The 26205-nt window shown below is 40.4% G+C and carries 24 protein-coding genes and 1 pseudogene; 13 read left to right on the top strand and 12 right to left on the bottom strand.

The window, feature by feature from the left end; translation table 11 throughout:
* Nucleotides 1-5: 5 nt before the first annotated feature.
* The 6 genes from mmsB to HCZ11_RS03320 all read right to left on the bottom strand — a co-directional run bounded on the left by mmsB (nt 6) and on the right by HCZ11_RS03320 (nt 6878).
* Nucleotides 6-896, bottom strand: a complete 891-nt coding sequence (mmsB, locus tag HCZ11_RS03345) for a 3-hydroxyisobutyrate dehydrogenase (RefSeq protein WP_062569062.1) — start codon at nt 894-896, stop codon at nt 6-8.
* Nucleotides 897-913: 17 nt separating this feature from the next.
* Nucleotides 914-2056, bottom strand: a complete 1143-nt coding sequence (locus HCZ11_RS03340) for an enoyl-CoA hydratase/isomerase family protein (protein ID WP_130051466.1) — start codon at nt 2054-2056, stop codon at nt 914-916.
* Nucleotides 2056-2835, bottom strand: a complete 780-nt coding sequence (locus tag HCZ11_RS03335) for an enoyl-CoA hydratase (RefSeq protein WP_167657637.1) — start codon at nt 2833-2835, stop codon at nt 2056-2058. The genes HCZ11_RS03340 and HCZ11_RS03335 overlap by 1 nt, the downstream gene beginning before the upstream one ends.
* Before the next feature lie 10 nt (nt 2836-2845).
* Nucleotides 2846-4003 (bottom strand): acyl-CoA dehydrogenase family protein, encoded by a 1158-nt coding sequence (locus HCZ11_RS03330; protein WP_167657636.1) that lies wholly within the window; start codon nt 4001-4003, stop codon nt 2846-2848.
* A gap of 110 nt (nt 4004-4113) precedes the next feature.
* Nucleotides 4114-5604: a CoA-acylating methylmalonate-semialdehyde dehydrogenase gene (locus tag HCZ11_RS03325; protein WP_167657635.1), complete on the bottom strand. Its 1491-nt coding sequence runs from the start codon at nt 5602-5604 to the stop codon at nt 4114-4116.
* Between the two features lie 92 nt (nt 5605-5696).
* Entirely contained in the window at nt 5697-6878 is a 1182-nt protein-coding gene (locus HCZ11_RS03320; protein ID WP_167657634.1) for an acetyl-CoA C-acyltransferase, read from the bottom strand.
* 341 nt (nt 6879-7219) lie between these two features.
* On the opposite strand from HCZ11_RS03320, the gene HCZ11_RS03315 reads away from it, so the two are divergent.
* The 9 genes from HCZ11_RS03315 to HCZ11_RS03275 all read left to right on the top strand — a co-directional run bounded on the left by HCZ11_RS03315 (nt 7220) and on the right by HCZ11_RS03275 (nt 16795).
* Nucleotides 7220-7654, top strand: a complete 435-nt coding sequence (locus HCZ11_RS03315; RefSeq protein WP_054553803.1) for a MerR family DNA-binding transcriptional regulator — start codon at nt 7220-7222, stop codon at nt 7652-7654.
* A 44-nt stretch (nt 7655-7698) separates the two neighbouring features.
* Entirely contained in the window at nt 7699-8874 is a 1176-nt protein-coding gene (locus HCZ11_RS03310; RefSeq protein WP_130051462.1) for an isovaleryl-CoA dehydrogenase, read from the top strand.
* Nucleotides 8875-8883: 9 nt separating this feature from the next.
* Nucleotides 8884-10491 (top strand): carboxyl transferase domain-containing protein, encoded by a 1608-nt coding sequence (locus HCZ11_RS03305; RefSeq protein ID WP_167657633.1) that lies wholly within the window; start codon nt 8884-8886, stop codon nt 10489-10491.
* Between the two features lie 10 nt (nt 10492-10501).
* Nucleotides 10502-11272, top strand: a complete 771-nt coding sequence (locus HCZ11_RS03300; protein WP_167657632.1) for an enoyl-CoA hydratase/isomerase family protein — start codon at nt 10502-10504, stop codon at nt 11270-11272.
* Between the two features lie 8 nt (nt 11273-11280).
* Nucleotides 11281-13245, top strand: coding sequence for an acetyl/propionyl/methylcrotonyl-CoA carboxylase subunit alpha (locus tag HCZ11_RS03295; protein WP_167657631.1), 1965 nt, complete (start codon nt 11281-11283; stop codon nt 13243-13245).
* Nucleotides 13245-14150: a hydroxymethylglutaryl-CoA lyase gene (locus HCZ11_RS03290; protein WP_167657630.1), complete on the top strand. Its 906-nt coding sequence runs from the start codon at nt 13245-13247 to the stop codon at nt 14148-14150. The genes HCZ11_RS03295 and HCZ11_RS03290 overlap by 1 nt, the downstream gene beginning before the upstream one ends.
* An 11-nt stretch (nt 14151-14161) precedes the next feature.
* Nucleotides 14162-14860, top strand: a complete 699-nt coding sequence (locus HCZ11_RS03285; RefSeq protein WP_130051457.1) for a CoA transferase subunit A — start codon at nt 14162-14164, stop codon at nt 14858-14860.
* 11 nt (nt 14861-14871) lie between these two features.
* Nucleotides 14872-15528: a 3-oxoacid CoA-transferase subunit B gene (locus HCZ11_RS03280; protein WP_054561524.1), complete on the top strand. Its 657-nt coding sequence runs from the start codon at nt 14872-14874 to the stop codon at nt 15526-15528.
* 388 nt (nt 15529-15916) lie between these two features.
* The gene (locus HCZ11_RS03275) at nt 15917-16795 is read left to right on the top strand and encodes a LysR family transcriptional regulator (RefSeq protein WP_130051456.1); all 879 of its coding nucleotides are present in this window, start codon (nt 15917-15919) and stop codon (nt 16793-16795) included.
* Nucleotides 16796-16845: 50 nt separating this feature from the next.
* On the opposite strand, the gene HCZ11_RS03270 is transcribed toward HCZ11_RS03275, so the two are convergent.
* On the bottom strand, nt 16846-17193 hold the full coding sequence (locus tag HCZ11_RS03270) for a hypothetical protein (protein WP_167657629.1): 348 nt from the start codon (nt 17191-17193) through the stop codon (nt 16846-16848).
* 98 nt (nt 17194-17291) lie between these two features.
* Nucleotides 17292-17744: a hypothetical protein gene (locus tag HCZ11_RS03265; protein WP_167657628.1), complete on the bottom strand. Its 453-nt coding sequence runs from the start codon at nt 17742-17744 to the stop codon at nt 17292-17294.
* Nucleotides 17745-18053: 309 nt separating this feature from the next.
* On the opposite strand from HCZ11_RS03265, the gene HCZ11_RS03260 reads away from it, so the two are divergent.
* Nucleotides 18054-18476, top strand: coding sequence for a hypothetical protein (locus HCZ11_RS03260; protein WP_167657627.1), 423 nt, complete (start codon nt 18054-18056; stop codon nt 18474-18476).
* 22 nt (nt 18477-18498) lie between these two features.
* Here HCZ11_RS03260 and HCZ11_RS03255 read toward each other — a convergent pair whose 3' ends face one another.
* From HCZ11_RS03255 to HCZ11_RS03250, 3 genes and pseudogenes are all read right to left on the bottom strand, one after another.
* Nucleotides 18499-19464: a DUF5700 domain-containing putative Zn-dependent protease gene (locus HCZ11_RS03255; RefSeq protein WP_167657626.1), complete on the bottom strand. Its 966-nt coding sequence runs from the start codon at nt 19462-19464 to the stop codon at nt 18499-18501.
* A gap of 46 nt (nt 19465-19510) precedes the next feature.
* Nucleotides 19511-19609: pseudogene (locus HCZ11_RS19585) on the bottom strand (GNAT family N-acetyltransferase); the annotation flags it as partial.
* Nucleotides 19610-19836: 227 nt separating this feature from the next.
* Nucleotides 19837-21276, bottom strand: coding sequence for a serine hydrolase domain-containing protein (locus HCZ11_RS03250; protein ID WP_167657625.1), 1440 nt, complete (start codon nt 21274-21276; stop codon nt 19837-19839).
* Between the two features lie 127 nt (nt 21277-21403).
* Here HCZ11_RS03250 and HCZ11_RS03245 point away from each other — a divergent pair, with 127 nt between their 5' ends.
* The 3 genes from HCZ11_RS03245 to HCZ11_RS03235 all read left to right on the top strand — a co-directional run bounded on the left by HCZ11_RS03245 (nt 21404) and on the right by HCZ11_RS03235 (nt 24842).
* A complete protein-coding gene (locus HCZ11_RS03245; RefSeq protein WP_167657624.1) occupies nt 21404-23476 on the top strand; it encodes a winged helix-turn-helix domain-containing protein in 2073 nt (690 codons plus the stop codon).
* Nucleotides 23477-23761: 285 nt separating this feature from the next.
* On the top strand, nt 23762-24181 hold the full coding sequence (locus HCZ11_RS03240) for a hypothetical protein (protein WP_167657623.1): 420 nt from the start codon (nt 23762-23764) through the stop codon (nt 24179-24181).
* Nucleotides 24182-24374: 193 nt separating this feature from the next.
* A complete protein-coding gene (locus tag HCZ11_RS03235; protein ID WP_167657622.1) occupies nt 24375-24842 on the top strand; it encodes a hypothetical protein in 468 nt (155 codons plus the stop codon).
* 61 nt (nt 24843-24903) lie between these two features.
* On the opposite strand, the gene msrA is transcribed toward HCZ11_RS03235, so the two are convergent.
* Nucleotides 24904-26181 carry a peptide-methionine (S)-S-oxide reductase MsrA gene (msrA, locus tag HCZ11_RS03230; protein WP_167657621.1) on the bottom strand — a complete coding sequence of 426 codons (1278 nt, stop codon included), beginning with the start codon at nt 26179-26181 and terminating at the stop codon, nt 24904-24906.
* Between the last annotated feature and the right edge of the window lie 24 nt (nt 26182-26205).

Genomic DNA, 26205 nt, shown 5'->3' with positions numbered 1-26205 from the left:
AACTCCTACTTCGAGAATAATTTAAAAATAGCGCTAAAATCATCACTACCTGCACCTTGATGCTGAAGCATAGTGTATAAATTCTTCGCCATTGACCCCATTGGGGTAGATGAATTACTTTGTTGAGCCGCTTCCATAGCAAGGCCTAAATCTTTCGCCATTAAATCAACCATAAAGCCCGGTTTGTAATCATTACTTGCTGGTGCCGTTTCCATTACACCTGGGCATGGGTTGTAAAGTTCAAGTGTCCAGTTACGGCCAGAGCTTGCGGTCATGATGTCACTTAACACTTTTGGGTCGAGCCCGTTGTTAATACCCATTTGCAGGGCTTCACTGGTACCTGCCATTAAAATGCTCAGTAGCATGTTGTTACAGATTTTTGCCACTTGGCCAGCGCCAATATCACCAGCATGGAAGATGTTTTTACCCATATCAACTAAAGCAAGCTTAGCTTTTTCAAAGTGGCTTTGCTCACCACCAACGATAAAGGTTAAAGTGCCTGCTGTTGCACCAGCAACACCACCTGATACCGGCGCATCAACAAAATCAATGCCTTTTTGAGCAAGTTCGCTGCCCACCTGACGCGCTGACTCTGCGTCAATGGTTGAGCAGTCAATGACTAAGGTTTTGCTATCAAGTAAGTTGATAAGACCCGTTTCACCTAAGTAAAGCGACTTAACATGCTTGCTTGCCGGAAGCATACTGATAAATATATCTGCACCAATGGCACACTCAGCCGCATCATTTGCAGCAACTGCACCTTTATCGGCAAGTTCACTTACTGCTGTTTTATTTAAGTCAAACACACGAACTGTGTGACCCGCATTAACAAGGTTTGCCGCCATCGGGCCACCCATGTTGCCTAAACCAATAAATCCTATTGTTAATTTAGCCATTTGTTTACCCCTTGGACTTAAGATGAAGTTAACGAATTGAGTGGATGAGTTTGCTCATCCCAGCGTGGTGTAAAGAAGCTATCTACAACTGCTTCGTCGATATCGCTAAGCGATTTAAACTGCCAGTTAGGTGCACCGTCTTTGTCGATTAAAAGCGCACGGACCCCTTCTTGGAACTCGCCTACTTCGCCACAGCGTACCGACATGCCTAGTTCCATTTTGAAGCACTGTGCTAATGTCATCTCTTTTGAGTTTGCTAATTGACGTTCAACCAGCGCACAACTAAGCGGACAACCATGCGCTAATGACTTTTGCGCACGTGTGAGCCATTTGTCTTCGGTATCTAAACCTTGGATGTAGTCGATTTTGCCCTGCAATGAGTCAAATTCAGCCAACTTTTGAATAACCTCAAGATTATCCTTTACGTTTCCTTTAGGTACACGGCCTGAAATATTATCGATTGAGATTAAAATTTTAGTCAGCTTTTCGTGGTTTAATGAAGCCGTTTTGCCCCACTTTTCATCAGTGATGGCCGTTAACATAGCATCATATTTATCGGCAGTTGCATAGTGATCAGCAAGATTTACAAACAATGCATCTTCAGCATTGATAGACGCTGCAGTTAATCCTAAAAATAGACCAACTTGCTCAGGCATTTTATGTAAGAAATAACTGCCACCAACATCAGGGTATAAACCAATGGTAAGCTCAGGCATTGCAATACGAGAGGTTTCTGTTACCACGCGGTGACTTGCCCCTGCCATTAAACCTAAGCCGCCACCCATAACAATGCCATTACCCCAAAGTAAAATTGGTTTTTCATAGCAATGAATCAGATAGTCTAATTTATACTCAAGGGTAAAAAAATCTTCGATGTAATTAGCTGGCTCACCCGTGCTCATTGCTTTATGCAGGCTTACTACATCGCCACCGGCACAAAATGCTTTTTCGCCAGCACCTTTTAAAATAACCATGGCAACAGTGTCATCTTCAGCCCATTTTCTAAGCTGAGGCTCAAGCAGTTGGATCATGTCGTAATTTAAGGCGTTTAACGATTTTGGCGCATTGAGTGTAGCAATTGCAATGAGGCCACTTGCGGCCTCAGCAGTTTCAAACACCACAGGCGCATCTTGATGATTTAGTAGTGTTACATTAGTCATTAGCCATTTACCCAATTAGCTTTACGCTTTTCTAAGAACGCATTCACACCTTCTTTTTGGTCTTGCGTATCAAATAATTGTACAAATAACTCACGCTCTAGTGGCAATGCATGAGCCATCGGTTGTGTCCGACCTTTTTGAATAAGCTCTTTACATGCAGTAACAGCAACCGGACTTTGCTCGCCAACTTGGTTAGCAAGTTTCATTGCCGCAGCTAAACTTTCGCCAGCGCCAACCACTTCTTCAACAAGGCCTATCTCGCGTGCTTTGTCTGCTTTTAGGCGCTCGCCACATAAGATCATGCGTTTTGCCCAGCCTTCACCTACAAGCCATGCAAGATTTTGCGTACCACCAGCACATGGCAGTAAGCCAACTTTTGCTTCTGGTAATGCCATTTGTGCTTGCTCTTCGGCAATACGAATATCACAAGCAAGTGCAACTTCAAGGCCGCCGCCCATGGCATAACCATTAATTGCTGCGATTGATACGCCACGGAAATTGGTTAGTGCTTCAAATGCATCACCAAACACTTTTGACATAGTTGCAGCTACACCTTTGTCACCACTGGCAAACACGTTTAAATCGGCACCAGCGCTAAAGAACTTTTCACCTTGACCTGTGATCACTAATGCATACACATTTTTTTTGGCATTTAGCTCAGTCACAGTCTCTTTAAGTGCTGTTAATGTATCTTGTGTCCAGGTATTCGCTGGCGGGTTGTTCATGGTTAAAACCGCTACGTTACCTTCAATATTTAAATCAATCGATGGATTAGACATAGTATGCTCCTTATAGAATGTCGCCAGCTGACTCGGCTAAGATACGACGTGCGATAATCACACGCATGATTTCGTTTGTGCCTTCAAGTATTTGATGCACACGTACGTCTCTAAAATGACGCTCTAATGGGTATTCTTTGATGTAACCGTAACCACCGTGAATTTGCAGTGCATCATCACAGACTTTAAAACCAACATCTGTTGCAAAACGTTTTGCCATTGCACAATAAGTGGTTTTTTCGCTATCACCGGTATCTAGTTTAAATGCCGCTAAGCGAACCATTTGACGAGCCGCAACAAGTTCTGTGTTCATATCGGCAATTTTGAACTGCAATGCTTGGAAAGCAGCTAATGGCTTACCAAATTGCTCACGTTCTTTTAAGTATTCGCGTGCGGTGTTAAGTGCTGCTTGCGCTGTACCTAACGAACAGGTAGCAATATTAATACGCCCCCCGTCTAAGCCTTGCATTGCAAACTTAAAGCCTTCGCCTTCTTGGCCTAATAAGTTAGACGCAGGAACTCTTACACCTTCAAAACTAATTAAGCGTGTTGGCTGGGCATTCCAACCCATTTTTTCTTCAGCTTTACCGTATTCAATACCCGCTGCGTCAGCAGGAACAACAAATGCCGAAATACCTGCTGCGCCTTCGCCACCTGTGCGAGCCATAACAACGAGTAAGTCAGTTTCACCAGCACCCGAGATAAACATCTTAGAGCCTGAGATCACATACTCATCGCCCTCTTTTACTGCTTTGGTTTTTAGCGATGCCGCATCAGAGCCAGAGCCAGGCTCAGTTAAACAGTAAGAAGCAAGTAACTCACCCATAACTAATTGTTCACAGTACTGGGCTTTAACATCATCAGTACCAAAACTTGCAATCATCCACGTCGCCATATTATGAATGGTCAACATAGCAGTGGTTGCTGTACAGCCCATTGCAAGCTGTTCAAAAATAATGCTTGAATCTAGGCGAGATAAACCTAACCCGCCTGCTTCCTCAGGGGTATATAAACCACAAAAGCCAAGCTCACCGGCTGCTTTTATCGTGTCTTTAGGGAAAATGTGTTCTTGGTCCCACTTGGCTGCATGTGGTGCAAGTTCAGACTCTGCAAACTGACGGGCTGTTTCAGCAAACGCTTGCTGATCTTCGGTTAAATTAAAGTCCATAGTAGACCTCTATTTTGTTGTCTTATTCTTGTGTGAATAACGATTGTTGTCGTTTAAATGTGTGTTCTTTGAGCGAGCGTGTGCTCGCTCAGCAGTAAATTAATTACGGCTTATTTAAGGTTGATACTCATGTTAGGACCTGAGGCGATATCATCCTCGAACCAACGTGAAGTAATTGTTTTCGTTTCTGTGTAAAAACGAATACCTTGCTTACCATAGGTGTGTTGATCACCGTAGAATGAGCCTTTCCAACCTGTGAAAGAGAAAAACGGTAGTGGCACAGGAATTGGCACATTGATACCAACTTGACCTACTTCGATTTCATGTTGGAATTTACGTGCAGCAGCGCCGCTTGATGTGAATAACGAAGTACCGTTACCGTACGGCGAGTTATTGATAAGCTCAATCGCCTCCTCAAGAGTATCTACAAACATACAAGCCAATACAGGACCAAAGATCTCTTCTTTGTATAAATCCATCTCGGTTGTTACATCAGTAAATAGCGTTGGACCAACCCAGTTACCTTGCTCGTAACCTTCAACAGTAAAGTCAGAGCCATCAATTAAGCACGTTGCACCTTGTGCTTTACCACTTGCGATAAGTGATAAAATACGATCTTTAGCTGCTTTTGAAGTTTGTGGACCGTAAGCTGCGTTTGCATCATCCCACACTCCAGGGCGTACGTTTTCAAAGCCTGCTTTAATTTCATCAACCCAGTCTTTTGCTTGACCAACAAACACAGCAACCGAAATACCCATACAACGCTGACCTGCAGCACCTACTGACGCGCCAACTAAGTTATTAACAACATGCGCTTTACTCGCATCAGGCATAATAACCATATGGTTTTTTGCACCTACACAGGCTTGTACACGCTTAAGATTTGCAGTGCCTTTTGAATAGATGTATTCACCTACACCACACGAACCAACAAATGAAATAGCACGTACTGCTGGGTCTTCTAATAAACGGTCAACTTGTGGTTTTGTACCATGAACAACTTGTAACACCCCTTTTGGTGCACCCGCTTCAACAAATAGTTCAGCTAAACGCATTGGTGTTAGTGGATCTTGCTCAGATGGTTTCAGAATAAAGGTGTTACCACATACAATAGCCAGTGGGAACATCCATAATGGGATCATCGCAGGGAAATTAAATGGCGTAATACCCGCACATACACCTAACGGCTGCATGTAAGAATAGGTATCAATTTTACGGGCTACGTTTTCCATAGTTTCGCCCATCATCAGTGATGGAGCATTAGCTGCTTGCTCAACAACTTCAATACCACGCCAAACATCACCTTTGGCATCTTCAAATGTTTTACCCAGCTCATGACAAATAATCGTCGCAAGCTCGTCATGGTTTTCTTTTAGTAGTGCAGCGTACTTCATCATAATGCGCGCACGCTCAGAGATAGGTACTTCTTTCCAAGTTTTAAAAGTTTCTTTAGCAGATTCAATGGCTGCATCCATTTCTGCATCTGTTGCACACGGAACTTGAGCTAACACCTCTTGATTTGCAGGATTGATAACATCAATCAGCTGCGTTGAACTTGATTGGGTAAATTCGCCGTTGATAAATAAAGGTACTTGGTGCATGAGGCACTCCTCCCCAGTGGGTATAAAGAGGCCGCAACATGATAGTTTTTAAAATACGTTGCGGCTGTGAGAGATTAAGTTCGAAAACGTAATTAAATTGCTTCGACTGCCATAGCAACAGCTTCACCACCACCGATACACAGTGAGGCAACACCTTTGCTAAGACCACGATTCTTTAATGCATGAATTAACGTTACTAAGATACGCGCGCCACTGGCACCAATTGGGTGGCCGAGTGCACAAGCACCGCCATTGACATTTACTTTGCTTTCATCAAGTTTTAACTCGTTAATTGCAAGCATAGTCACCATCGCAAAGGCTTCATTGATTTCCCATAAATCAACATCATTAACAGACCAACCTGCTTTTTCTAAAAGCGATTGCATAGCGCCAACCGGTGCTAGCGTAAATTCGCTAGGTGCTTGTGAATGTGTGCTGTGAGCAACGATACGACAAAGTGGTGTTAAACCTTGTGCTTTAGCATCTGATTCACGCATTAACACAAGCGCTGCTGCACCATCAGAAATTGATGAAGAGTTTGCAGCTGTGATAGTGCCGTCTTTTTTGAATGCAGGACGTAAACCAGGGATTTTATCAGGACGTGCATTACCTGGTTGCTCATCAATCGCAACAGTCACATCACCTTTACGCGTAGAGATAGTATGCGCTGCAATCTCGTTCGCAAATGCGCCGGTTTCAATCGCGCTATTTGCTTTAGTCAGTGAGTTAAGCGCAAAATTATCCATTTGTTCACGACCAATTGAATACTGATCGGCAGTGTCTTGAGCAAAACAACCCATTGCTTTGTTGTCGTAAGCATCTTCAAGGCCATCACACATCATGTGATCTTTTACTTCACCATGACCCATACGCATACCTGAACGTGCATTCGGTAACATATAAGGCGCGTTACTCATGCTCTCCATGCCACCAGCAACCGCTGAGTTGATAGAGCCTGATTTAATTAAGTCATGGGCAAACATCGCAGCCTTTAAGCCAGAGCCACACACTTTATTAATTGTTGTTGCACCAGTACCTTGATTAAGGCCCGCTTTTAACATCGCTTGGCGCGCAGGTGCTTGACCAAGACCAGCTGGTAATACACAACCCATAATTACTTCATCAATCTTATCGACTGATAAACCGGCTTGCTCTAAGCTACTTTTAATAGCTGTAGCACCTAAATCAGTTGCGTGTGCACCACTTAGTGCGCCCATAAAACCACCCATAGGGGTACGTTTTGCGGCAACAATAACAACGGCTTCAGTAGTCATAATTGGCTCCATGTAAGTGGTTATCATCATGTGTTCAAATCATGTGTAACCAAACAGTTAATTTGTTATAGTTTAAATTCGATTTAATTCAGCATACATAATATTTACGTTTACGCCAACGTAAATCTAAAATCAACTTTTTTGCGGTCGCTAAAACTGTAAACTTATCTGTATTTTGTTGTATTAAAAATCGAACATCTGCTTACAAGGCTAGATAAATTAGGCTTTTCAACAAATCCAACCAGTTATCTTTATAAGTCTAAAGTATAACTCCCAAATCACCCTTTACCTTTACGTAAACTTCACTTATATTGGTGTTATTCGAATGAGGTAAATAAATCATGAAACAAGACAATCAAACAAACTTCGAAAGCGCAGCAGTTGAACCTGCTAGCAATGAGCAAACGTTTAGTATCAGCGAACTAGCAAAAGAATTTGATATTACAACCCGCTCTATCCGCTTTTATGAAGACCAAGGGCTGATCTCACCTGATCGCAATGGTCAAACCCGTATTTATTCAAAACGCGACAAAGTAAGGCTAAAACTTATTCTACGCGGTAAACGCTTAGGTTTTACCTTGGCTGAAACGGGCCGTTTGTTTGAACTTTACGATGCAGATAAATCAAGTGCAAAACAGCTTGTGACTATGCTTGACCTTATCGCAGAGAAAAAAGCGGACCTAAGCCAACAAATGGACGACATTAAAGTCGTACTGATGGAATTGGTTACAGCAGAACGTCGCTGTCGTGAAACCCTTAATAATTTAGACGAATAACCTGACAACAATCTCGTCAACAGACTCTCACAGGAACACACATTATGAGCACTATTTCACTATACAAAGAAATGAACTTCGGACTTGGCGAAACAGCAGACATGATCCGCGATCACGTTAATAGCTTTGCTAGCCAAGAAATTGCCCCACTTGCGGAACAAACAGATTTAGACAATGCCTTCCCTAATCAACTTTGGCCACAGCTTGGCGAAATGGGTTTATTGGGTATGACAGTGCCGGAAGAATTTGGCGGTGCAGGCCTTGGTTACCTTGAACATGTCATTGCAATGGAAGAAATTAGCCGTGCAAGTGCATCGATTGGTTTAAGTTATGGTGCTCATTCAAACTTATGTGTTAACCAAATTAACCGTAATGGTACTCAAGCACAAAAAGAAAAATACCTGCCTAAGCTAATCAGTGGTGAGCACATTGGTGCCCTTGCGATGAGTGAGCCAAATGCTGGTTCTGACGTAGTTTCAATGAAATTAAAAGCTGAGAAAAAAGGCGATGTATTTGTGCTTAACGGTAACAAGATGTGGATCACAAATGGTCCAGATGCCGATACCTTTGTTATCTATGCAAAAACAGACTTAAATGCCGGCCCTAAAGGGATTACAGCTTTCATCGTAGAGCGTAACACGCCTGGATTCTCAACAGCGCAAAAGCTAGACAAGCTTGGTATGCGCGGCTCTAACACCTGTGAATTAGTGTTCGAAAACTGTGAAGTACCAGCAGAAAACATTCTAGGTAACTTAAACGAAGGCGTAAAAGTACTTATGAGTGGTCTTGATTATGAGCGTGTTGTACTAGCAGCTGGCCCGCTTGGCATTATGCAAGCATGTATGGACATTGTTGTTCCTTATATTCATGAGCGTAAGCAATTTGATAGCCCAATTGGTCAATTCCAGCTTATTCAAGGCAAAATCGCTGACATGTACACGCAAATGAATGCAGCTCGTTCATACGTTTACACGGTAGCGCGTGCCTGTGACCGCGGTGAAACAACACGTAAAGATGCTGCTGGTGCGATTTTATATGCGGCAGAGCTTGCGACTAAAATGGCGCTTGATGCTATCCAAATCTTAGGTGGTAATGGTTATATCAACGAATATGCGACAGGTCGTTTATTACGTGATGCAAAACTATATGAAATTGGCGCAGGTACATCTGAAATCCGCCGCATGCTAATTGGCCGCGAATTATTCACTGAAAGCCGATAGGACCTTGTTATGACGATTTTAAAATCGAGTGTAAATCCACACGATCCGCAATTTTTGCAAAATCACGACAACATGGCCGCTCTCGTAGGTGATTTACGTGAAAAAGTCGCTGATATCCGTTTAGGCGGTGGTCCAGCCCTGATTGAGCGACACCAAGGTCGTGGTAAGTTGTTTGTTCGTGACCGAATTGAAACGCTACTTGATGAAGGCTCGCCATTTTTAGAGATTTCTCAATTTGCTGCCTTTGGTGTGTACGAACAAGCTATTCCATGTGCGGGTGTTGTTGCCGGTATTGGTCGTGTGAAAGGCGTTGAATGTATGATCATCGCCAATGATGCAACTGTAAAAGGCGGTACATACTTTCCACTAACGGTGAAAAAACATCTACGTGCACAAGATATCGCAGAACGTTGTCATTTACCGTGTATTTATTTAGTTGATTCAGGCGGTGCAAACCTGCCTGAACAAGATGATGTATTTCCAGATAAATTACACTTTGGCCGTATTTTCTACAATCAGGCACGTATGTCTGGTAAAGGCATTCCACAAATAGCGGTCGTAATGGGTTTATGTACCGCAGGTGGAGCATATGTACCGGCTATGGCTGATGAAAGTATTATCGTAAAAGAACAAGGTACAATTTTCTTAGCAGGTCCGCCACTGGTTAAAGCGGCTACAGGTGAAGAAGTGAGTGCTGAAGAGCTGGGTGGTGCTGATGTTCACTGTAAAACATCAGGTGTTGCCGACCACTATGCTGAAAACGATACTCATGCACTTTCTATCGCGCGCCAATGTATCGAACGAATTAACTATCAGCGCCCTACTGCACCCTTACTTGATGATGTTAAACCACCGCGTTACGACATTAACGAAATTTACGGCATTGTTGGTACCGACCTTAAAAAACCATTTGATGTCCGCGAAGTGATTGCCCGTGTTGTTGATGATTCATCATTTGATGAATTTAAACGCTATTTTGGCGAAACCTTAGTAACCGGCTTTGCAAAAATCTTTGGTCACCCTGTGGGTATTGTTGCCAACAACGGCATCCTATTTAGTGAGTCAGCGCAAAAAGGCGCGCACTTTATACAGTTATGTGCACAACGCAAAATCCCTTTGGTGTTTTTACAAAACATTACTGGCTTTATGGTTGGTAAAAAATACGAAGCCGAAGGCATCGCCAAACATGGTGCCAAAATGGTAACCGCTGTTTCATGTGCTGATGTACCAAAATTCACCGTGTTAATTGGTGGCTCGTATGGTGCAGGTAACTACGGTATGTGTGGCCGCGCGTTTGAACCAACCATGATGTGGATGTGGCCAAATGCCCGTATCTCTGTGATGGGTGGTGAACAAGCTGCTGGCGTTCTTGCACAAGTTAAACAAGACGGTTTAGCCCGTAAAGGCGAAAGCATGACTGATGAGCAAGTCAGCGAGTTTAAAAAGCCAATTATCGAGCAATACGAAAAACAAGGTCATCCATATTACGCCAGTGCCCGCCTTTGGGATGATGGCATTATCGATCCTGCTGATACTCGCAATGTATTAGGGCTTGCCTTAAGCGCAGCTAAAAATGCACCAGAGCGCGATTCACAGTTCGGCGTATTTAGAATGTAATGGAGGCCTTATGTCAGTAACACTCGAAATAACAAAATCAAATGTGGCTGTGCTGGTACTAAGTCGCCCTGAAAAACACAATGCATTTAACGAAGAAGTCATCAGTGAGCTGATCCGTTTAATTGAACATGCAAATAGCTGTGATGTGCGCGCACTGGTTCTTAAAACCGAAGGTAAGCATTTCTCTGCTGGCGCTGATTTAAACTGGATGAAATCTATGGCTGGCAATGACTTTGCTGAAAACTTAGCGGATTCAATGCAGCTCGCTAAGCTTATGAAAGTACTTGCTACAAGCCCTCACCCAACGGTTTGTGCAGTGCAAGGTGCAGCCTTTGGCGGTGCATTAGGCTTAATTGCCTGTTGTGATATAGCTATATGTCAAGACGATGCACAATTTTGCCTAAGTGAAGTAAAGCTAGGTCTCGTTCCTGCAGTTATCAGCCCTTATGTTATTAAAGCCATTGGTGAGCGCGCTGCACGTCGTTATTTTTTAACGGCAGAGATATTTGACGCTCACACGGCTAAGCAACTTGGTTTAATTCACCAGGTCACTGGCGATTTACAAACAGCCCTCGACAAACACTTACAAAGTCTGGTTAACAATGGCCCTGTCGCTGTCAAAGCAGCGAAGCAGCTTATTAATGATGTCGCAGGTAAAGAAATTGATGATGCACTTATTGAATTAACCGCTGAGCGCATTGCACGCATTCGTGTATCTGAAGAAGGCCAAGAAGGTCTCACTGCTTTTTTTGAAAAACGTGCCCCTAACTGGCAGAAATAGGAACCATTATGACAACAAAATCATTGAAAAAAATTCTCGTTGCCAACCGTGGTGAAATTGCCTGCCGTGTTATGCGTACAGCTAAACAAATGGGCTTAACGACGGTCGCTGTGTACTCAGATGCGGATAAACATGCTCAGCATGTAAAGCTAGCTGATGAGGCGTATCACATTGGCCCTGCACCAAGTAAAGATTCATACCTAGTAGCAGACAAAATCATCGACGTTGCTAAACATGCAGATGTTGATTGTATTCACCCTGGTTATGGTTTTTTATCTGAGAACTGTGACTTTGCACTAGCATGCGAAAAAAATGATATCGCTTTTATTGGCCCGCCAGCATCAAGCATTGAAGCCATGGGCTCAAAAACCCGTGCTAAAGAAATTATGCACCAAGCAAATGTGCCTTTAGTGCCTGGTTATTATGGTGACAATCAAGATACTGATTTCTTACAAGCAGAAGCTGAAAAAATTGGTTATCCAGTTCTAATCAAAGCAGCCTTTGGTGGCGGTGGTAAAGGCATGCGAGTTGTTGAACACGCAAAAGACTTTATCAGTGCACTTGAAGGCGCAAAACGTGAAGCTAAAGCCGGGTTTGGTAACGACTTAGTACTTCTAGAGCGCTATGTCACTAAACCTCGCCACGTTGAAGTACAAGTTTTTGCCGATAGTCATGGTAACTGTGTGTACTTAGGCGATCGTGACTGTTCTTTACAACGACGTCACCAAAAAGTAATTGAAGAGGCCCCTGCACCTGGTTTATCTGATGCACTTCGCAAAGAAATGGGTGAAGCAGCGGTACGTTGTGCCCAAGCGATTAACTATCGCGGTGCAGGTACGGTTGAGTTTTTATTATGCGGTGATGAATTCTTCTTCATGGAAATGAACACCCGTTTACAGGTAGAGCACCCAGTAACAGAAATGGTAACTGGTGTTGATTTGGTGAATTGGCAAATCAACATTGCGGCAGGTCAAGCATTACCTCTTAACCAAGCTGATATTCAGCTACAAGGCCACAGTTTTGAAGCGCGTATTTATGCGGAAGATCCTAGCAATGACTTTATTCCGTGTTCTGGTCACATTGACGCCCTATTTACACCGAACGAATCTGAATTTGTACGAATAGATACAGGCATTGCAGCAGGTGATGAAATTAGCCCGTTCTACGACCCTATGATCGCTAAATTAATTGTTCATGACGATAACCGCGAGGCAGCACTGGGGCGTTTATCGAAAGCACTTGAGCAATTTCACCTAGCAGGTTTTAGTTGTAACGTTAATTTCTTACATAACCTTACTAACCACCCTACTTATCAAGCAGGTGCACCCGATACGCACTTTATTGAAGACCAAGGTGAGCGCCTTGTTGCTAAAAACGAGCAACAGTCAGTTATTGCAACCGTGGTGGCAGCCTATGCGTATGCACATCAACTAAAAGGTGAAAGCAGCAGCCCATGGCAACAATTAACAGGCTTTATGCTAAACAGTGACGCTAAAACCACGATTCCGTTTGTTGATCTAGACGTTTATGCGGTTAAAACCTCAGATGGTTTTAGAATCAGCCTTGACGGGGTTGACTATACAACTTCGGGCAACGTTGAAAATGGCCTTGCAAACCTAGTCGTTAATGGCGAAAAAGTTGTTGCTCATATTAATCAAACAGACTCTCACATCACAGTGATGTACAAAGCACAACAAAAGGTGCTTGAGCTGATTGATAAACACTATATTAGTGAGCACGAAAGTGATGCACTACCACTTGCCGCGCCACTCAACGGTACTGTTGTTAAGCATTTAGTTGAGGTAGGTAGTACTGTTTCTAAAGGTGATGCGGTCGTCATTATTGAAGCTATGAAAATGGAATACACCCTTAATGCCCCGCATGATGGCGTATTAACGAGCTATTGCTTTGCTGAAGGTGAACTGGTGAGTCACGGTGATATGCTAGCGATTGTTGAAGAGCCGGAGGCGTAATGGCACAGTTTCCTGATTTTGTTCGCATTGTAGAAGTTGGCGCCAGAGATGGTTTACAAAATGAAGCAGCCGTTAGTACTCAAGATAAAGTAGCACTGATCAACGCCCTAGCTGAAGCTGGTCTTAAAGATATTGAAGCAGGCGCATTTGTGTCACCTAAATGGGTGCCACAAATGGCTGATTCTAGCGATGTAATAAGCGCTTTAAATTTACCAGACGTTAATTTAAGTGCCCTCACCCCGAATTTACGTGGTGCAGAAGCAGCTAAACAAGTCGGCATACAAGAATTTGCTATCTTTACAGCTGCAAGCGAAGCGTTTTGTCAAAAGAACATCAACTGCTCTATTGATGAAAGTATTGATCGCTTTAAAGATGTCATGGATTTTGCCAAAGCGAATAACATTCGTGTTAGAGGCTACGTTAGCTGCGTTATGGGTTGCCCATATCAAGGTGATGTCGACTACAATGATGTATTAAAAGTATCAGAGCGATTACTCGAGCTTGGTTGTTACGAAATTAGCCTAGGTGACACCATTGGTGTGGGTACGGCGAAAAAAGTAGATGAGTTATTAGATTTACTCTTGCAACATATTGATAAGTCGAAACTCGCTGTACATTTTCACGACACCTATGGACAAGCGCTCACAAATATTTACACCGCGCTAAACCGCGGTATAGCAACGGTTGACAGTGCTGTTGCAGGCCTAGGTGGTTGCCCTTATGCCAAAGGCGCGTCAGGAAATGTTGCCACTGAAGATGTAGTTTACTTACTACAAGGGCTTGGCATAGAGCATGGAATTGATTTAGAAAGACTGGCGAAAGCTGGTTGGGCTATTTGTAGTGCATTAAATAAACAACCTGTCAGCAAGGTATCACTTGCTCTAAAGAACACTCAGAATAATTAAGGAGTAGGCTCATGGCCGGTTTCGATAAGGTGGTTTCAAGTTATGAAGCTGCAATGGAAGGTTTAAAAGATGGCGATACCATTATCGCAGGTGGCTTTGGCTTATGTGGTATTCCTGAAGGACTTATCAGTGAAATTAAGCGTAAACAGACTAAAAACCTAACTGTTGTTTCGAACAACTGTGGTGTAGATGATTTTGGTTTAGGCATTTTACTTCACGATAAACAAATTAAAAAAATCATCGCTTCTTATGTTGGCGAGAATGCGCTTTTTGAACAACAACTTTTAAATGGCGAAATTGATGTAGTTTTGACACCGCAAGGGACGCTCGCTGAAAAAATGCGTGCTGGTGGTGCTGGTATTCCAGCATTTTATACTGCAACGGGTTACGGTACCCCTGTTGCCGAAGGTAAAGAAGTCAAAGAGTTTGATGGCCGCCCGTATATCTTAGAAGAATCAATTACTGGTGAGTTTGCCATTGTTAAAGCTTGGAAAGCAGACCGCTACGGTAATCTTGTATTTCGCCATACAGCAATGAACTTCAACCCGATGGCTGCGACAGCAGGTAAAATTACTGTTGCTGAAGTAGAAGAGATTGTAGAACCAGGTGAACTTGAGCCAAGCCAAATTCATACCCCAGGTATTTATGTTAATCGCGTGATCAAAGGCGACTTTGAAAAACGCATCGAACGTGTAACAACTCGCGATTAAGGAGCAATAAAATGGCATTATCACGTGAACAAGTTGCAATGCGTGTTGCACAAGAGCTACAAGATGGCTATTACGTAAACCTAGGTATTGGTATCCCTACTCTAGTTGCTAACTATGTCCCAGATGGCATCGAAGTCATGCTACAGTCTGAAAATGGCTTACTAGGCATGGGTGCGTACCCAACTAAAGACCAAGTTGATGCAGATATGATCAATGCGGGTAAAGAAACCGTGACAGCAGCCACAGGTGCAGCAATATTTAATAGTGCAGATAGTTTTGCCATGATACGGGGTGGTCATGTAGACTTAACAGTATTAGGTGCATTTGAAGTTGACCAGAACGGTAACATCGCATCGTGGATGATCCCAAAGAAGCTAATTAAAGGCATGGGTGGCGCGATGGACCTCGTTGCTGGCGCGAAGAATATTATTGTTACGATGACTCATGCAAGCAAGCATGGCGACTCTAAGTTATTAGAAAGTTGCACTTTACCGTTAACTGGGGTTAACTGTGTAAAGAAAATCGTAACTGATTTAGCCGTACTAGAAGTTAAAGACGGCGCATTTCATCTAATCGAACGCGCTCCAGGCGTGTCGGTAGACGAAATCATTAGCAAAACGGCAGGCAAATTGCTTGTTGAAGGTGATGTTCCAGAGATGGCTTTTTAAGCTACTCACATCCCATGTACCGACCTCATTCCCAGTGCCAATGGCGCTGAGTTACCCAAAATCCCTCGCAAGAGGGATTTTTTTTATCTAAAGTTAGCCTTTCGCCGCACCATTTTGTCACATAAATAGTATAAAATGCCCTACCTTAGTGAATCGCTAGTATCTATTACTTAGACTATTACCAAAAAGGTAAAACTGCTAAGATCACTTTTTTGCTAAACATTAGCCTAAACATAGATTAAACGAGCGATTTGCGGCTGTTTTTTATACAATACAGCAAGAGTTAGCTATATTCATTCTTTAATCTCTATTTTTTTACATTTTGGGATAATAATTGCTTAGCAGTTAATTAACTAACAAGCGCTATTGAGACTTACTGAAATTAACTATGCAAACACCTATACGTGGCTTACGCTCATTTTGTTTTGCTGCTCGCACTCTTAGCTTTAAAGATGCAGCAAACCAACTTTACCTTACGCCTTCTGCCGTAAGCCATCAGATCAAACAATTAGAAGAACAATTGGGTATTGAACTGTTCGAACGTCAAACCCGCTCTATCCGCTTAACTGCGGCTGGTAAGAATTTTTATGACTCTGTATCGCCGCTTATTAAAGCGCTAGAAAAAACCATCAATGAGTTTAGTCAGTTACAAGAAAATGTGACTATTAGTATTACGCTACCTGAGTTTTTCGCTAGTGAGCTTTTAATGCCAAAACTAAGCGAATGGACTAGCGAACATCCAAATACAAACTTACAGCTTAATACCTTAAAAACGCGTAAAGAACTGACTAAGCAAAGCGACTTGTCTATTGTATTGTCTTCGTCTAAACCGCATGAAGGCGTTGTACATGAGCTATTTTCGCTATCGTACACACCAGCTTGCAACAAAGAAAACTGGCAAGCATGGCAAGAAAACCCGTTTCAGGCCTTAAACGAAGTACCTCTTATACTTCATAAAGCACGTCCTTGGGCTTGGCACCAATGGGCAGAGCATGCTGGTATTGATGACTTTGCACCAAAACAAATTATTCAGGTTGATAGTATGTTTGGTGTGGCACGTGCGGCTCAACAGGGCATGGGTATTGCTCTTATCCCCTTGCCAATTAGTCAAACTTGGTTTGATGAGCAGTGGTTATTTAATTTCACCGATATGCCACTAAAAACCAAAGATAAGTACTACTTAGTACAACACGAGCCGGCAGAAACCAATGCACAACTAGAGCTATTTATTAAATGGATGATAGATACTTTTAAACACCTTAAGTGAGTGATAGAGCGTAATGACCCTCAAGTTAATTGAGGGTCAATTTTTAAAATTTAGCTTTTAGACTTGGTCACCAAAATACTCACTTTGTTTTCACCAATTTCAAATGACGCTTGTTTACCATATTCCACAATAAAAGAAGGTGTAAAATAGCTGCCAGCGAGCGTGATTGATGTTTCTACAGCTGCTGTATTATTATGTTGCGGTATCACAGTAACTTCATAGCTAAACCCCTCTCCTATAGAGATGGTCGCAGGTTGCTTTTCTTCCACCAGCATTACTGGCGATGCTAGTAAATCATTCGCTTTATAAACTGATGTTTCTACTTGAAAACTATCAGCTGCGAAACAGCTCGTTGATGCTAGTAATACCCCTGCTATTAAACCTAACTGTTTGTACATATTTATTTCCTTATCTCATTATAGGGTTTATCCGTAATTTATATCAGTTAGTACGTTTATTAGATACACAGAAATTTCTGAATCTCAAACTATCTCTGTTAAAGCTTTCGGTAATAAACATCAATGGTATGTGTTATGGCTTCATAGCGGTTATTTTCATGTTTAAAACACGCTTTGCGCTGCTCTTTCTCTTCGTAGTTTTTACCTGCAACAACGACTTGATCTAAAGTTTGTGAACGTGCACAAAATTGTCTTTTTGAAATTGTTTCTATTTTGACTGATTCAGCTTTTGAGCGCGGCAATGAACTAGGCTTTGGGTTTTGCTTCATGCCTTCAAGTAACTCAGCTTTAGTAACAGGCACAGTATCTGACCCTATCCCTGGAATATGTAATGTTTGTTTAATCGTATAGTTTTTACTTAATAATGGGGCAAACAAAGATACATCGTTGCTCAAATAAGCCTGCTCAAAATTAAGATAAACAGCGACTTTATCTTCAGCAGCATTGGCAATAACAGGCCCTATAAGTAACAACGCGAATATCAGTTTCATGGTTATACGCTTATTTTTATGAATAAACTCAATGACTATACATACCACCATAAAGTACCGATTTTATTTTTAATTAACAACAATTTGTTTGTTTTCCGTACTCTTTAGCTATTAAAACCCCGTGTCTACTTTATCGGGGTCAGATTCAGAAGGCTGACGGCTCAAAGATTAATTCACTGCATTAGACTAAAGTCTATAGGTTAAATTTCCTCATCTATTAGGTCATTTTTTATCGTTTGTTGAATTTGCGCTGTTCAATTAAAGTTCATTTATCGGCGATTGATACCGATTTAAATAGAGGAAAAGATTATGTTTAGTACACTTATGAAACGCGTTGCACTTAGCTCTTTATTAACTTGTTCAGCTATGGCAGTGGCTGATCAAAGTGACTACAAATTGATGGTAATTGACCAGTCTATTACTGCTAATGTTGCAGAAAACCGTCAATACGAACAGGCATTCAATGACTGTGCTTTGAGTGTGAAAGATAAAAAGTTCTCTGAAGCTGAAACACTATGCTCAAAAGCAATCAGCTTACTAAGTTCTAGTAAAGTACCTAGTCATAAACGTCGCGAATTAACGTCGTTTACGTTAAGCAATCGTGGTGTTGCCCGCATCATGTCTGAAAACGACACTGCAGCACTGTCTGACTTTTACGAAGCAGTACAAATTTCAGGTAACGAGTTAGTTGAACACAACTTAACTCGTGCTAAAAAGAACTTAGCTTTATAAGTTTTTACAGAATTGTGTTGTCTCAAAACCCAGCTTCGGCTGGGTTTTGTCGTTTATGTGTTTTTAGTTTTTTGTTTTGCGATTCTATTAATGAATCAAGCTCTTTAAGTAATAGGCTCTCTACGGTCTTTTTATCCAATTTTGCCAATTGTTCTAAGCTGTAATTTTTGCCAATTTCTTTAGCTAAAATATAACCTAGATAGTAACCTCTCCTGTATGGTAGGTTTGTCTCGTCCTGTGTGAAATTGAAAAATGAAGAATATGTTTCAGGCTTTATTGAATAAAACTTTTTCTTAAGGTCAACGAGAGAATACAGCTCTCTTGATTGAATCTTTTCAATCAGATTGTCAGGTATGTTTAGCATCAATTCATCATCACTCGCTGACGGGCTCAATTGATGTGAAACGTAAGTTGCTAAACCCTCAGTCCAAATCGAACACCATAGCTCAACATGACATTGAAATAAATTTTCATGATAAACATGAAATAGTTCGTGATGAAAAAATGGCGTATCATTTTTCCAATTATGATATTTGGCCATAAGATCGACACCAAACATTAAGTAAGACTTACCATTCAAATCACGAGTTGCACCATTGAACCTTCCAAGCGAGTGAAGTATGTAAATGGGTGTTTCAGATTTGAAATCGGGGAAAGTAGCAATGAATGATTCCATACTGCTATTTAAATCTTTAGATAAACGCTTATTTTTTGAGTGATAAACCTCTTCTATTGCACTAAAACCCGCAATAGCTTTTAAAAAGCTTTTATCACTATAAAAAGGTGCAAATTGAGAAGCGAAATGTTGAGAGAACTGCTCTGCTCTCTTTTCTTGTGTCAAAGTCTGGGTTGACTGATATAAAGTATAAAAATCATCAGCGAGATTAATTACTTCGACGTCAGCTGACTGGGCGTTAGCAAACGCCTTAAATGAAAGCACTCCAGATATGAATGTTGGCAGTAAAAGAGCTTTAGATAGATTTATCATAATTATAATTAGTAATATTTGTCATGTTAAGTCAGATACGTTGAGGCTTTGGTATTCCGGACGCCCAGTAGCTTTTTGAAATAAACCTGTAAATTACATCAATATCGAGGTCAGTTTTATCCGTGCTGATTTTATATGCTTGCACCAGTATCCCTTTATGATGTTAACACCTGTTATTTAAGAAGTTTAGTTTTAACAAAGTTACTAACCGATTGCTACATATAAAATTAGAGCGCATTTTAAACAGGGAATAGCCTACTGACACAAACACTGCCACAACGTAAAACCATTACATTGTTATTAAATTTAACAATAATAGATTTGCATGTTGTTTATTAGGGGCTTTAATACGCCCCTAATTTTAATTAATTTTTACAAACGCTTTATTAGTTGATCTACTTTTGCCACAACAGGCCATGCAGAAGATTGATAATTGCCTAGCACAACTAAAATATACCCCTTGTCCATATACATATTTAGCCTGGCAGTCATACCTAAATGCGAACCATTATGCCCAACAATCGTATTTCCTTCTGAGTTTCGGACTGAAAACCCATAGCCCCAGTTTTGCGCATTAAGTTCAGGCTTTGCTGTAAGGGCGACTTTAGAAAGCTCAAGACTGAGTAACCCTCCATTTTGCATAGCCAAGGCGAACTTATGTAAATCGCCTACCGTTGAGTATCCACCACCTGCTGGTCCCCCTTTCACTGATTGAAACATTAAGTTTTCAGTTACTTGACCCGTTTCTACTGAGAACCAATAATTCCGAGCAGTGTTCTTGACCGGTACGTCTAGATCAAAACTTCCGCTTTGTTGCATGTTGGCTTTTTGATAAATATTTTTGTTAATGAAATCAAAATAACTTTCGCCAGTAACATTCTCAATAATCTGACCAAGTAATGTCACACCTGTATTGCTATATCGCCATTGTGTTCCAGGTTCAAATGTTGTGTTAATAGACGTGTATAAATGTTGAATATCTTTGAGTGAACGCACTTTATTTTCTATTTCGCTATACCCAGACATATTGCCAATACCCGATGTATGACTTAATAAATGTCGGATCTTAATTTTTTCAAAGTCGCCCTTGCCTAAAAGGCTTTTATCAATAAATTTGGTTAACGAATCATCAAGAGATAATTTGCCAGCTTCAATCAATTGCAATATAGCAACACTCGTAAACATCTTATTCATTGAGCCAATCTGAAACTTAGTATCTAAGTTATTTTTTACATCATAGCGATGTGAAGCGAGGCCATATGCAGCGTTAAATAAAACATTATTATGTTTGGCAAGTAGTATTGTGCCAGAGAAAGCGCCATTCTTAGCAAGCCTCTCAGTATATTCTTTAACCTCGTTAACTAATTGAGACTCAGTAAATGAACCTTTAGAGTCTGGGCTTTGAGGGTCAGCCTCGATATACCAACCCGTAATTGCTTGTAATGGCTCATTATTAAAAAGAATAACCACCTCGTGCTGCATTTCGGTATTTTTTGAATACACTTTACTGATATGTCGTATACGATTATTTGAGGTTTCAAGCTCTGTTGAAATAACATTCAACTCGCCATGGAAAAGTGCGGTGTTGATAGAATAACCAACATATCGATCTTTGCCTGTACCATCCCAACGCGCAAGAGAGTCTGGCGAAAAGTTCTTTACTACAAATCCTTCAACCTTATTTAAATCTTTGCTGTTCAAAACAGTGATGAATTGATTAGCCAAATTGTTATAGTCTAGTTCTTTTGTTGCCTGTGCTTGTTGACTAATGCAAGAGATAAAAATTATAAGGGTAATTAAATATTGCTTCACTTTATATTCCTTTTACTATTTATTGATTAAGATGGCACTGGGCCTTTTGATAATTTTTTACTGTTATGAATCGTAAAAAGCGATGAAGCACCAATTAAGAAAACATTAAGAAAGCATTAAGCTTAAAATGACCAATAATAACAACAGGATAAGATTAGCTTTGAGTGTGAGTGAATTGCCAAATCAATTTTGTATTAATGACTTTCTGATTGATGTTGAAACTGGCGAGGTAGTAAGTGAAGGTAAAGTCCAAGTTATAGAACCTAAAGTGATGGCTCTTCTGCTGGTTTTTGCTCAAAGACCGCGACAAGTTCTATCGGCCGAAATGCTTTTTGAAATTGTCTGGCCACAGGCAATTTACAGTCCAAACTCAGTTCGAAGAAATATCGCACTTTTAAGGCAAGCATTGTCTGATGACAACAAAAGCATTATCAAAACACACCCAAAACGAGGCTACAGCCTTGACGCTCAAATACATTTTCCTGATAAGAAAGCAATCACCTCATCTAAAGAACTACTACACAAAAAATATTTAAAACAAGCACTGTTACTTGTCCCTGTTCTATTTATCTTTATATTGTTTTTTAGTTTCTTTAGCTCAAGTAATGACATTTCTCTAGAGAACCTTGAGCCAGTTACGGCAAGTAATGAAAAAGAACGCTTCATGCAAGTAAGCCCTGATGGGCGGTTTGTCGCTTATATTCAAGCTACCAATAAACCAAACAAGCGAAAGCTTTTAATAAAAGACCTAAAATTAAATGCATATTGGCAACTAAATACAACCTTAAAAGCGTTTACCTATCTTGCATGGGATAAAAACACAAATGCACTGGTTTATTCATTTAAAGGAGAAGAAGGTATCTCATTTAACCGCTTACTACTGAATGAACAGGCTAAAGTAGTAAATGAAGAAAAGCTTTTCTCGCGTAGCGATATTACTTGGAACAGTTTGTTTTTTATAGATGACCAGCAAAACCTTTATTATTTGGCTAATCGAAATAGCTCCGAGCACAGCCGAAATGTAAGCTTGTATCGCCATAACTTGATAACTGGCAATTATGAAAAACTACTCCAGCCAAGTGATGACTTTAAACCTTATAAACTCGCTTTATCACCAGATCAAAAACAATTAGCATTAGTTGGGTTTAATGAAAATGCAATATCTGAAGTAAAGCTTTTAAACTTAGCTAATAGCGAACTTACATCAGTCGGTAAAATCGATCATAACTGGCATTTTATGGATTGGTTTGAAGATGGTGATTCTTTGCTACTAAGCAATGGCAGTGAGTTAAAGCAACTTAAATTAAGCGGAGAACTAACTACTCTTAATTTTAAAAGCTATAACTTTTTGGTTTATCCCCAAATAGTTAAAGACAAGCTTTATTTTATTGAAGCTAAGTCTGATCAAGATATCTTAATTAGTAGTTTAGATTTACTGCCTACTCCTACCAAAATTATAAACTCTAACACTATTGATAAAGGAGCTGCACTTTCACCGGATGAAAAACACATTGCCTACATGTCAATGAAACATGGACTACCTCAACTTTTTTTAAAAAATATAGAGAATGAAAAAGAAACATTACTGTTTGAGAACACTAAGCAAGAATTTGCTTTATCAAAGCCTATCTGGGACATCTCGGGAACCCGCATAGCAAGCAGTATAAATAACAAACCGTTTATTATTGAGTTTGAACAGAACCAATTCTCAGTCAGATGGTTAAATGAAATCATTGGTAAACCAATAGCGTGGTATAAAAAGTCAGATGCCATTTTGTTTGTTGATAAGAACACCCACAATGACGAGATAGTTAGGTTTAATTTAACTACTAATCAGATAGTGTCATTGAAAACACAATTGACCTATAAAGAAGTCTTTTTAAATGATAAAGACGAATTACTGAGCTTTCACAATGGCCGAGTTATCAGCAATGGAGACACTAACCTTTTAAATAATAAGCATTTTATTTTAAGTGTCTATCCACAGGAAAATGGTTTTTTCTATCAATACACACAAAATCAGACACCTACTATGAATTTTTATGATTATAAACAAGGTGTTCAAAATCTAAGTAATGATTTTCAACAGTTTTGCGTAGTGTTTTGTAGCCAAATAACAGCACTAAACGGAAATACCATTTTATTAAAAGAACAACATGATACGGCAGATATTTTAGTTTTGAAAATAGCTCTAAAGTAATAGCCATTCTTCTGATATCTGCCGTTTACCTACAAATCTACTTGCTAGGGGCACTCTCTGAAATAAAGCAATGACATTAGTGTGTAAGTTTAATAGCTTAACTGGTTTTTTAATATTCAAATTCCCCCCTCTACTACCCCGCCACACCTCAAATACTGAGTAATTACTCTATAGGTTAAATTTCTTCATCTATCAGTTTTAATTTAATCGTTTGTTTAGCTTATAGGAATATTTTAAAGTTCACTCGTTGGCAAGAAACACCAACTTATTCAGAGGAAAACTATCATGTTAAAAACACTTGTAACCACTATTGCACTTAGCTCTTTATTAACTTGCTCAGCGATGGCAGTAGCCGATCAAGCTGATTATAAACTGATGGTTATTGAGCAAGCTCAAACTAACGACAATGCAACTAGCCAATACGAAACTGCCTTCAACCGCTGTGCATTAAGCGTTAAAGAAAAGAATTTTTCAGAAGCGGAAAACCTGTGTACTCAAGCAATTTCTCTTCTAAGCACAAGTAAAGTACCAGGTTACAAACGCCGCGAATTAACATCGTTTGCACTTAGTAACCGTGGTGTTGCACGCATCATGTCTGAAAACGATACTGCTGCACTTTCTGACTTTTATGAAGCAGTGCAAATTTCTAAAAACGAACTTGTTAACCATAACTTAAGCCGCGCAAAACAAAACCTAGCGCTGTAAAAGTTACCCCAACCAAATTGTTGTCGAAAGCCCGGTTCTTGTGTGTTCTGACCGGGCTTTTTTCGTCTTAAATATCTGCTTTATAGAATACTTTTCTTCACCTAACGGGTGCGATTATCTCGTTTGTCAGTTTTATACAGTGTTTCTAACTTTATAGAGTAAGCATATTGCTTACACTAACAAGGAGAAAACAATGTTTAAATTAAATCTTAAACCCTGCCTGTGGTTAATATTATTTGTTTGTTCAAATTTTGTATTTGCCAACAACAACGACTTTAAACTCATGGTTGTTGACGATAACGCAAGCTCAAAAGCAATTATGCAAGGTAACTTTGCTAATAATTCTTTAGAGACAATGAACGAAGCTAACAACTATATCGTGCCATTTAATCGTTGCGTTGCGAGTGTGAAACTGAAGCAGTTTGATAAAGCTGATCAAGATTGCTCTCAAGCAATCGCGATGCTTAAAAAGGTCAATGCTCCACACTATAAGCGTAATGAACTGACGTCTTATGCATTAAGTAATAGAGGTATTGCCAGACTAATGGCGAAAAATGATACGGCAGCCATTGCCGATTTCTATGAGGCTGTGCAGCTAAATAATAACGAGCTGGTGTCGTTTAACTTAAATCTCGCTAAACAGGAATTAAAATTGTGGTAAAAAGTCATCAGGCTAAAAGAAAACCAGCCATGTCGGCTGGTTTTCTTATTCCAATTACCTTTTAAGATTTATCTCTTGGCACAAAATCAAGCACTGTAGCATTTATGCAGTATCTATCTTTACCTCTTGGCCCTTCACCAGGGAACAAATGACCTAAGTGAATGCCGGAGCTTTTTGACTTAAGCTCAATTCGCTGCATGCCGTAACTATTATCTTCATGCATTGTCACACTATCTTTTACAGGATGAGTAAATGAAAGCCAACCGGTGCCAGAATTGAATCTGTCTCGGGTGTCAAAAAGCGGCGCACCACTTAACTTATCAATGAAAATTCCATCAGGTGTATTTTTAAAGATATCGTATTGTTTACAAAAAGGGCTGTCTGTAGTCGCATGAAAAGCCACTCTAAAAGCTTCACTGTCACCCAGCTTAAATGCGCCTAACGCTTTGTAAAACTCACCTTTACTAACATACCCTTGGCGACCATAAACCTCTTCACCATTTTCTATAAATAATAACGTGGGTGTTGCCCATGTTGGCGTTTTAATCGATAAGCCATCAAGTTCATCAGCATGGCGAAAAGTCATAGGGATTGACCCCATGTATTCATTGGCGACCTCTTTTTTGAATTTTTCACAGTATGGGCAATAACCTTTAGCATCTATCACTACAATTTGCTTACCTGCCAATAAGGCTGTGTTATCAACCTGCTGTTTTTCTACTGGTGTAAAAACAACGCCTGTTGAGTGATCTGGGCAATAACCATTAGGATTTTTCTTTAAATAATCTTGGTGATAATCCTCAGCAGCATAAAACGCATCAAGCGGTTTTATCACAGTTACAATCTTGCCAAACCCTGCTGCTGTTAGTTTCTCTTGATATTCATCTTTAAGTTTATTGGCAATCTCGAGTTGCTCATTATTACTAGTCAAAATTGTTGAGCGATATTGAGTACCAATATCATTACCTTGGCGATTTAGCTGAGTAGGATCATGGTTTTCAAAATAGTGTTTTAAAAGTGATTGTGTTGTTAACTCGTTACTGTTGTATGTCACTTTAACTACTTCTGCGTAATTGTTTTCATCAAAACGACGAGAACTACGAATAATATTTTTGTAGGTTGCTTTAAATCCATGCCCATCAGCATAACCAGATACCGCATCTAACACGCCATCCAGTGCTTCATAACGTTTTTCTGCTCCCCAAAAGCAACCCGAGCCAAGCACTATAGTTTCGATATGCCCTGTTGCATTATCTGGCATTGTTTCAGCTTTAATTGGGCTGATGGTAAAAATGGCACTGCAAGTGAATAGTGTCAGTAACATCGACTTAATTGTCATACTAATTTCCTCGTAAAAGCCTGT

Origin of the sequence: Pseudoalteromonas sp. HF66 (genome assembly GCF_011806445.1) — a bacterium.
GTDB classification, from domain to species: Bacteria; Pseudomonadota; Gammaproteobacteria; order Enterobacterales; family Alteromonadaceae; genus Pseudoalteromonas; species Pseudoalteromonas apostichopi.
Note: the sequence above shows the minus strand (reverse complement) of the source record. Positions and strands in the feature narration are given on the sequence as shown.

Coding starts and splice junctions, on each gene's coding strand:
- HCZ11_RS03245 (WP_167657624.1), top strand. CDS start 21,404: ATGACCAATAATAACAACAGGATAAGATTAGCTTTGAGTGTGAGTGAA.
- HCZ11_RS03235 (WP_167657622.1), top strand. CDS start 24,375: ATGTTTAAATTAAATCTTAAACCCTGCCTGTGGTTAATATTATTTGTT.
- HCZ11_RS03315 (WP_054553803.1), top strand. CDS start 7,220: ATGAAACAAGACAATCAAACAAACTTCGAAAGCGCAGCAGTTGAACCT.
- mmsB (WP_062569062.1), bottom strand. CDS start 896: ATGGCTAAATTAACAATAGGATTTATTGGTTTAGGCAACATGGGTGGC.
- HCZ11_RS03275 (WP_130051456.1), top strand. CDS start 15,917: ATGCAAACACCTATACGTGGCTTACGCTCATTTTGTTTTGCTGCTCGC.
- HCZ11_RS03260 (WP_167657627.1), top strand. CDS start 18,054: ATGTTTAGTACACTTATGAAACGCGTTGCACTTAGCTCTTTATTAACT.
- HCZ11_RS03330 (WP_167657636.1), bottom strand. CDS start 4,003: ATGGACTTTAATTTAACCGAAGATCAGCAAGCGTTTGCTGAAACAGCC.
- HCZ11_RS03265 (WP_167657628.1), bottom strand. CDS start 17,744: ATGAAACTGATATTCGCGTTGTTACTTATAGGGCCTGTTATTGCCAAT.
- HCZ11_RS03340 (WP_130051466.1), bottom strand. CDS start 2,056: ATGACTAATGTAACACTACTAAATCATCAAGATGCGCCTGTGGTGTTT.
- HCZ11_RS03285 (WP_130051457.1), top strand. CDS start 14,162: ATGGCCGGTTTCGATAAGGTGGTTTCAAGTTATGAAGCTGCAATGGAA.
- HCZ11_RS03300 (WP_167657632.1), top strand. CDS start 10,502: ATGTCAGTAACACTCGAAATAACAAAATCAAATGTGGCTGTGCTGGTA.
- HCZ11_RS03280 (WP_054561524.1), top strand. CDS start 14,872: ATGGCATTATCACGTGAACAAGTTGCAATGCGTGTTGCACAAGAGCTA.
- HCZ11_RS03310 (WP_130051462.1), top strand. CDS start 7,699: ATGAGCACTATTTCACTATACAAAGAAATGAACTTCGGACTTGGCGAA.
- HCZ11_RS03290 (WP_167657630.1), top strand. CDS start 13,245: ATGGCACAGTTTCCTGATTTTGTTCGCATTGTAGAAGTTGGCGCCAGA.
- HCZ11_RS03270 (WP_167657629.1), bottom strand. CDS start 17,193: ATGTACAAACAGTTAGGTTTAATAGCAGGGGTATTACTAGCATCAACG.
- msrA (WP_167657621.1), bottom strand. CDS start 26,181: ATGACAATTAAGTCGATGTTACTGACACTATTCACTTGCAGTGCCATT.
- HCZ11_RS03295 (WP_167657631.1), top strand. CDS start 11,281: ATGACAACAAAATCATTGAAAAAAATTCTCGTTGCCAACCGTGGTGAA.
- HCZ11_RS03320 (WP_167657634.1), bottom strand. CDS start 6,878: ATGACTACTGAAGCCGTTGTTATTGTTGCCGCAAAACGTACCCCTATG.
- HCZ11_RS03305 (WP_167657633.1), top strand. CDS start 8,884: ATGACGATTTTAAAATCGAGTGTAAATCCACACGATCCGCAATTTTTG.
- HCZ11_RS03255 (WP_167657626.1), bottom strand. CDS start 19,464: ATGATAAATCTATCTAAAGCTCTTTTACTGCCAACATTCATATCTGGA.
- HCZ11_RS03325 (WP_167657635.1), bottom strand. CDS start 5,604: ATGCACCAAGTACCTTTATTTATCAACGGCGAATTTACCCAATCAAGT.
- HCZ11_RS03335 (WP_167657637.1), bottom strand. CDS start 2,835: ATGTCTAATCCATCGATTGATTTAAATATTGAAGGTAACGTAGCGGTT.
- HCZ11_RS03240 (WP_167657623.1), top strand. CDS start 23,762: ATGTTAAAAACACTTGTAACCACTATTGCACTTAGCTCTTTATTAACT.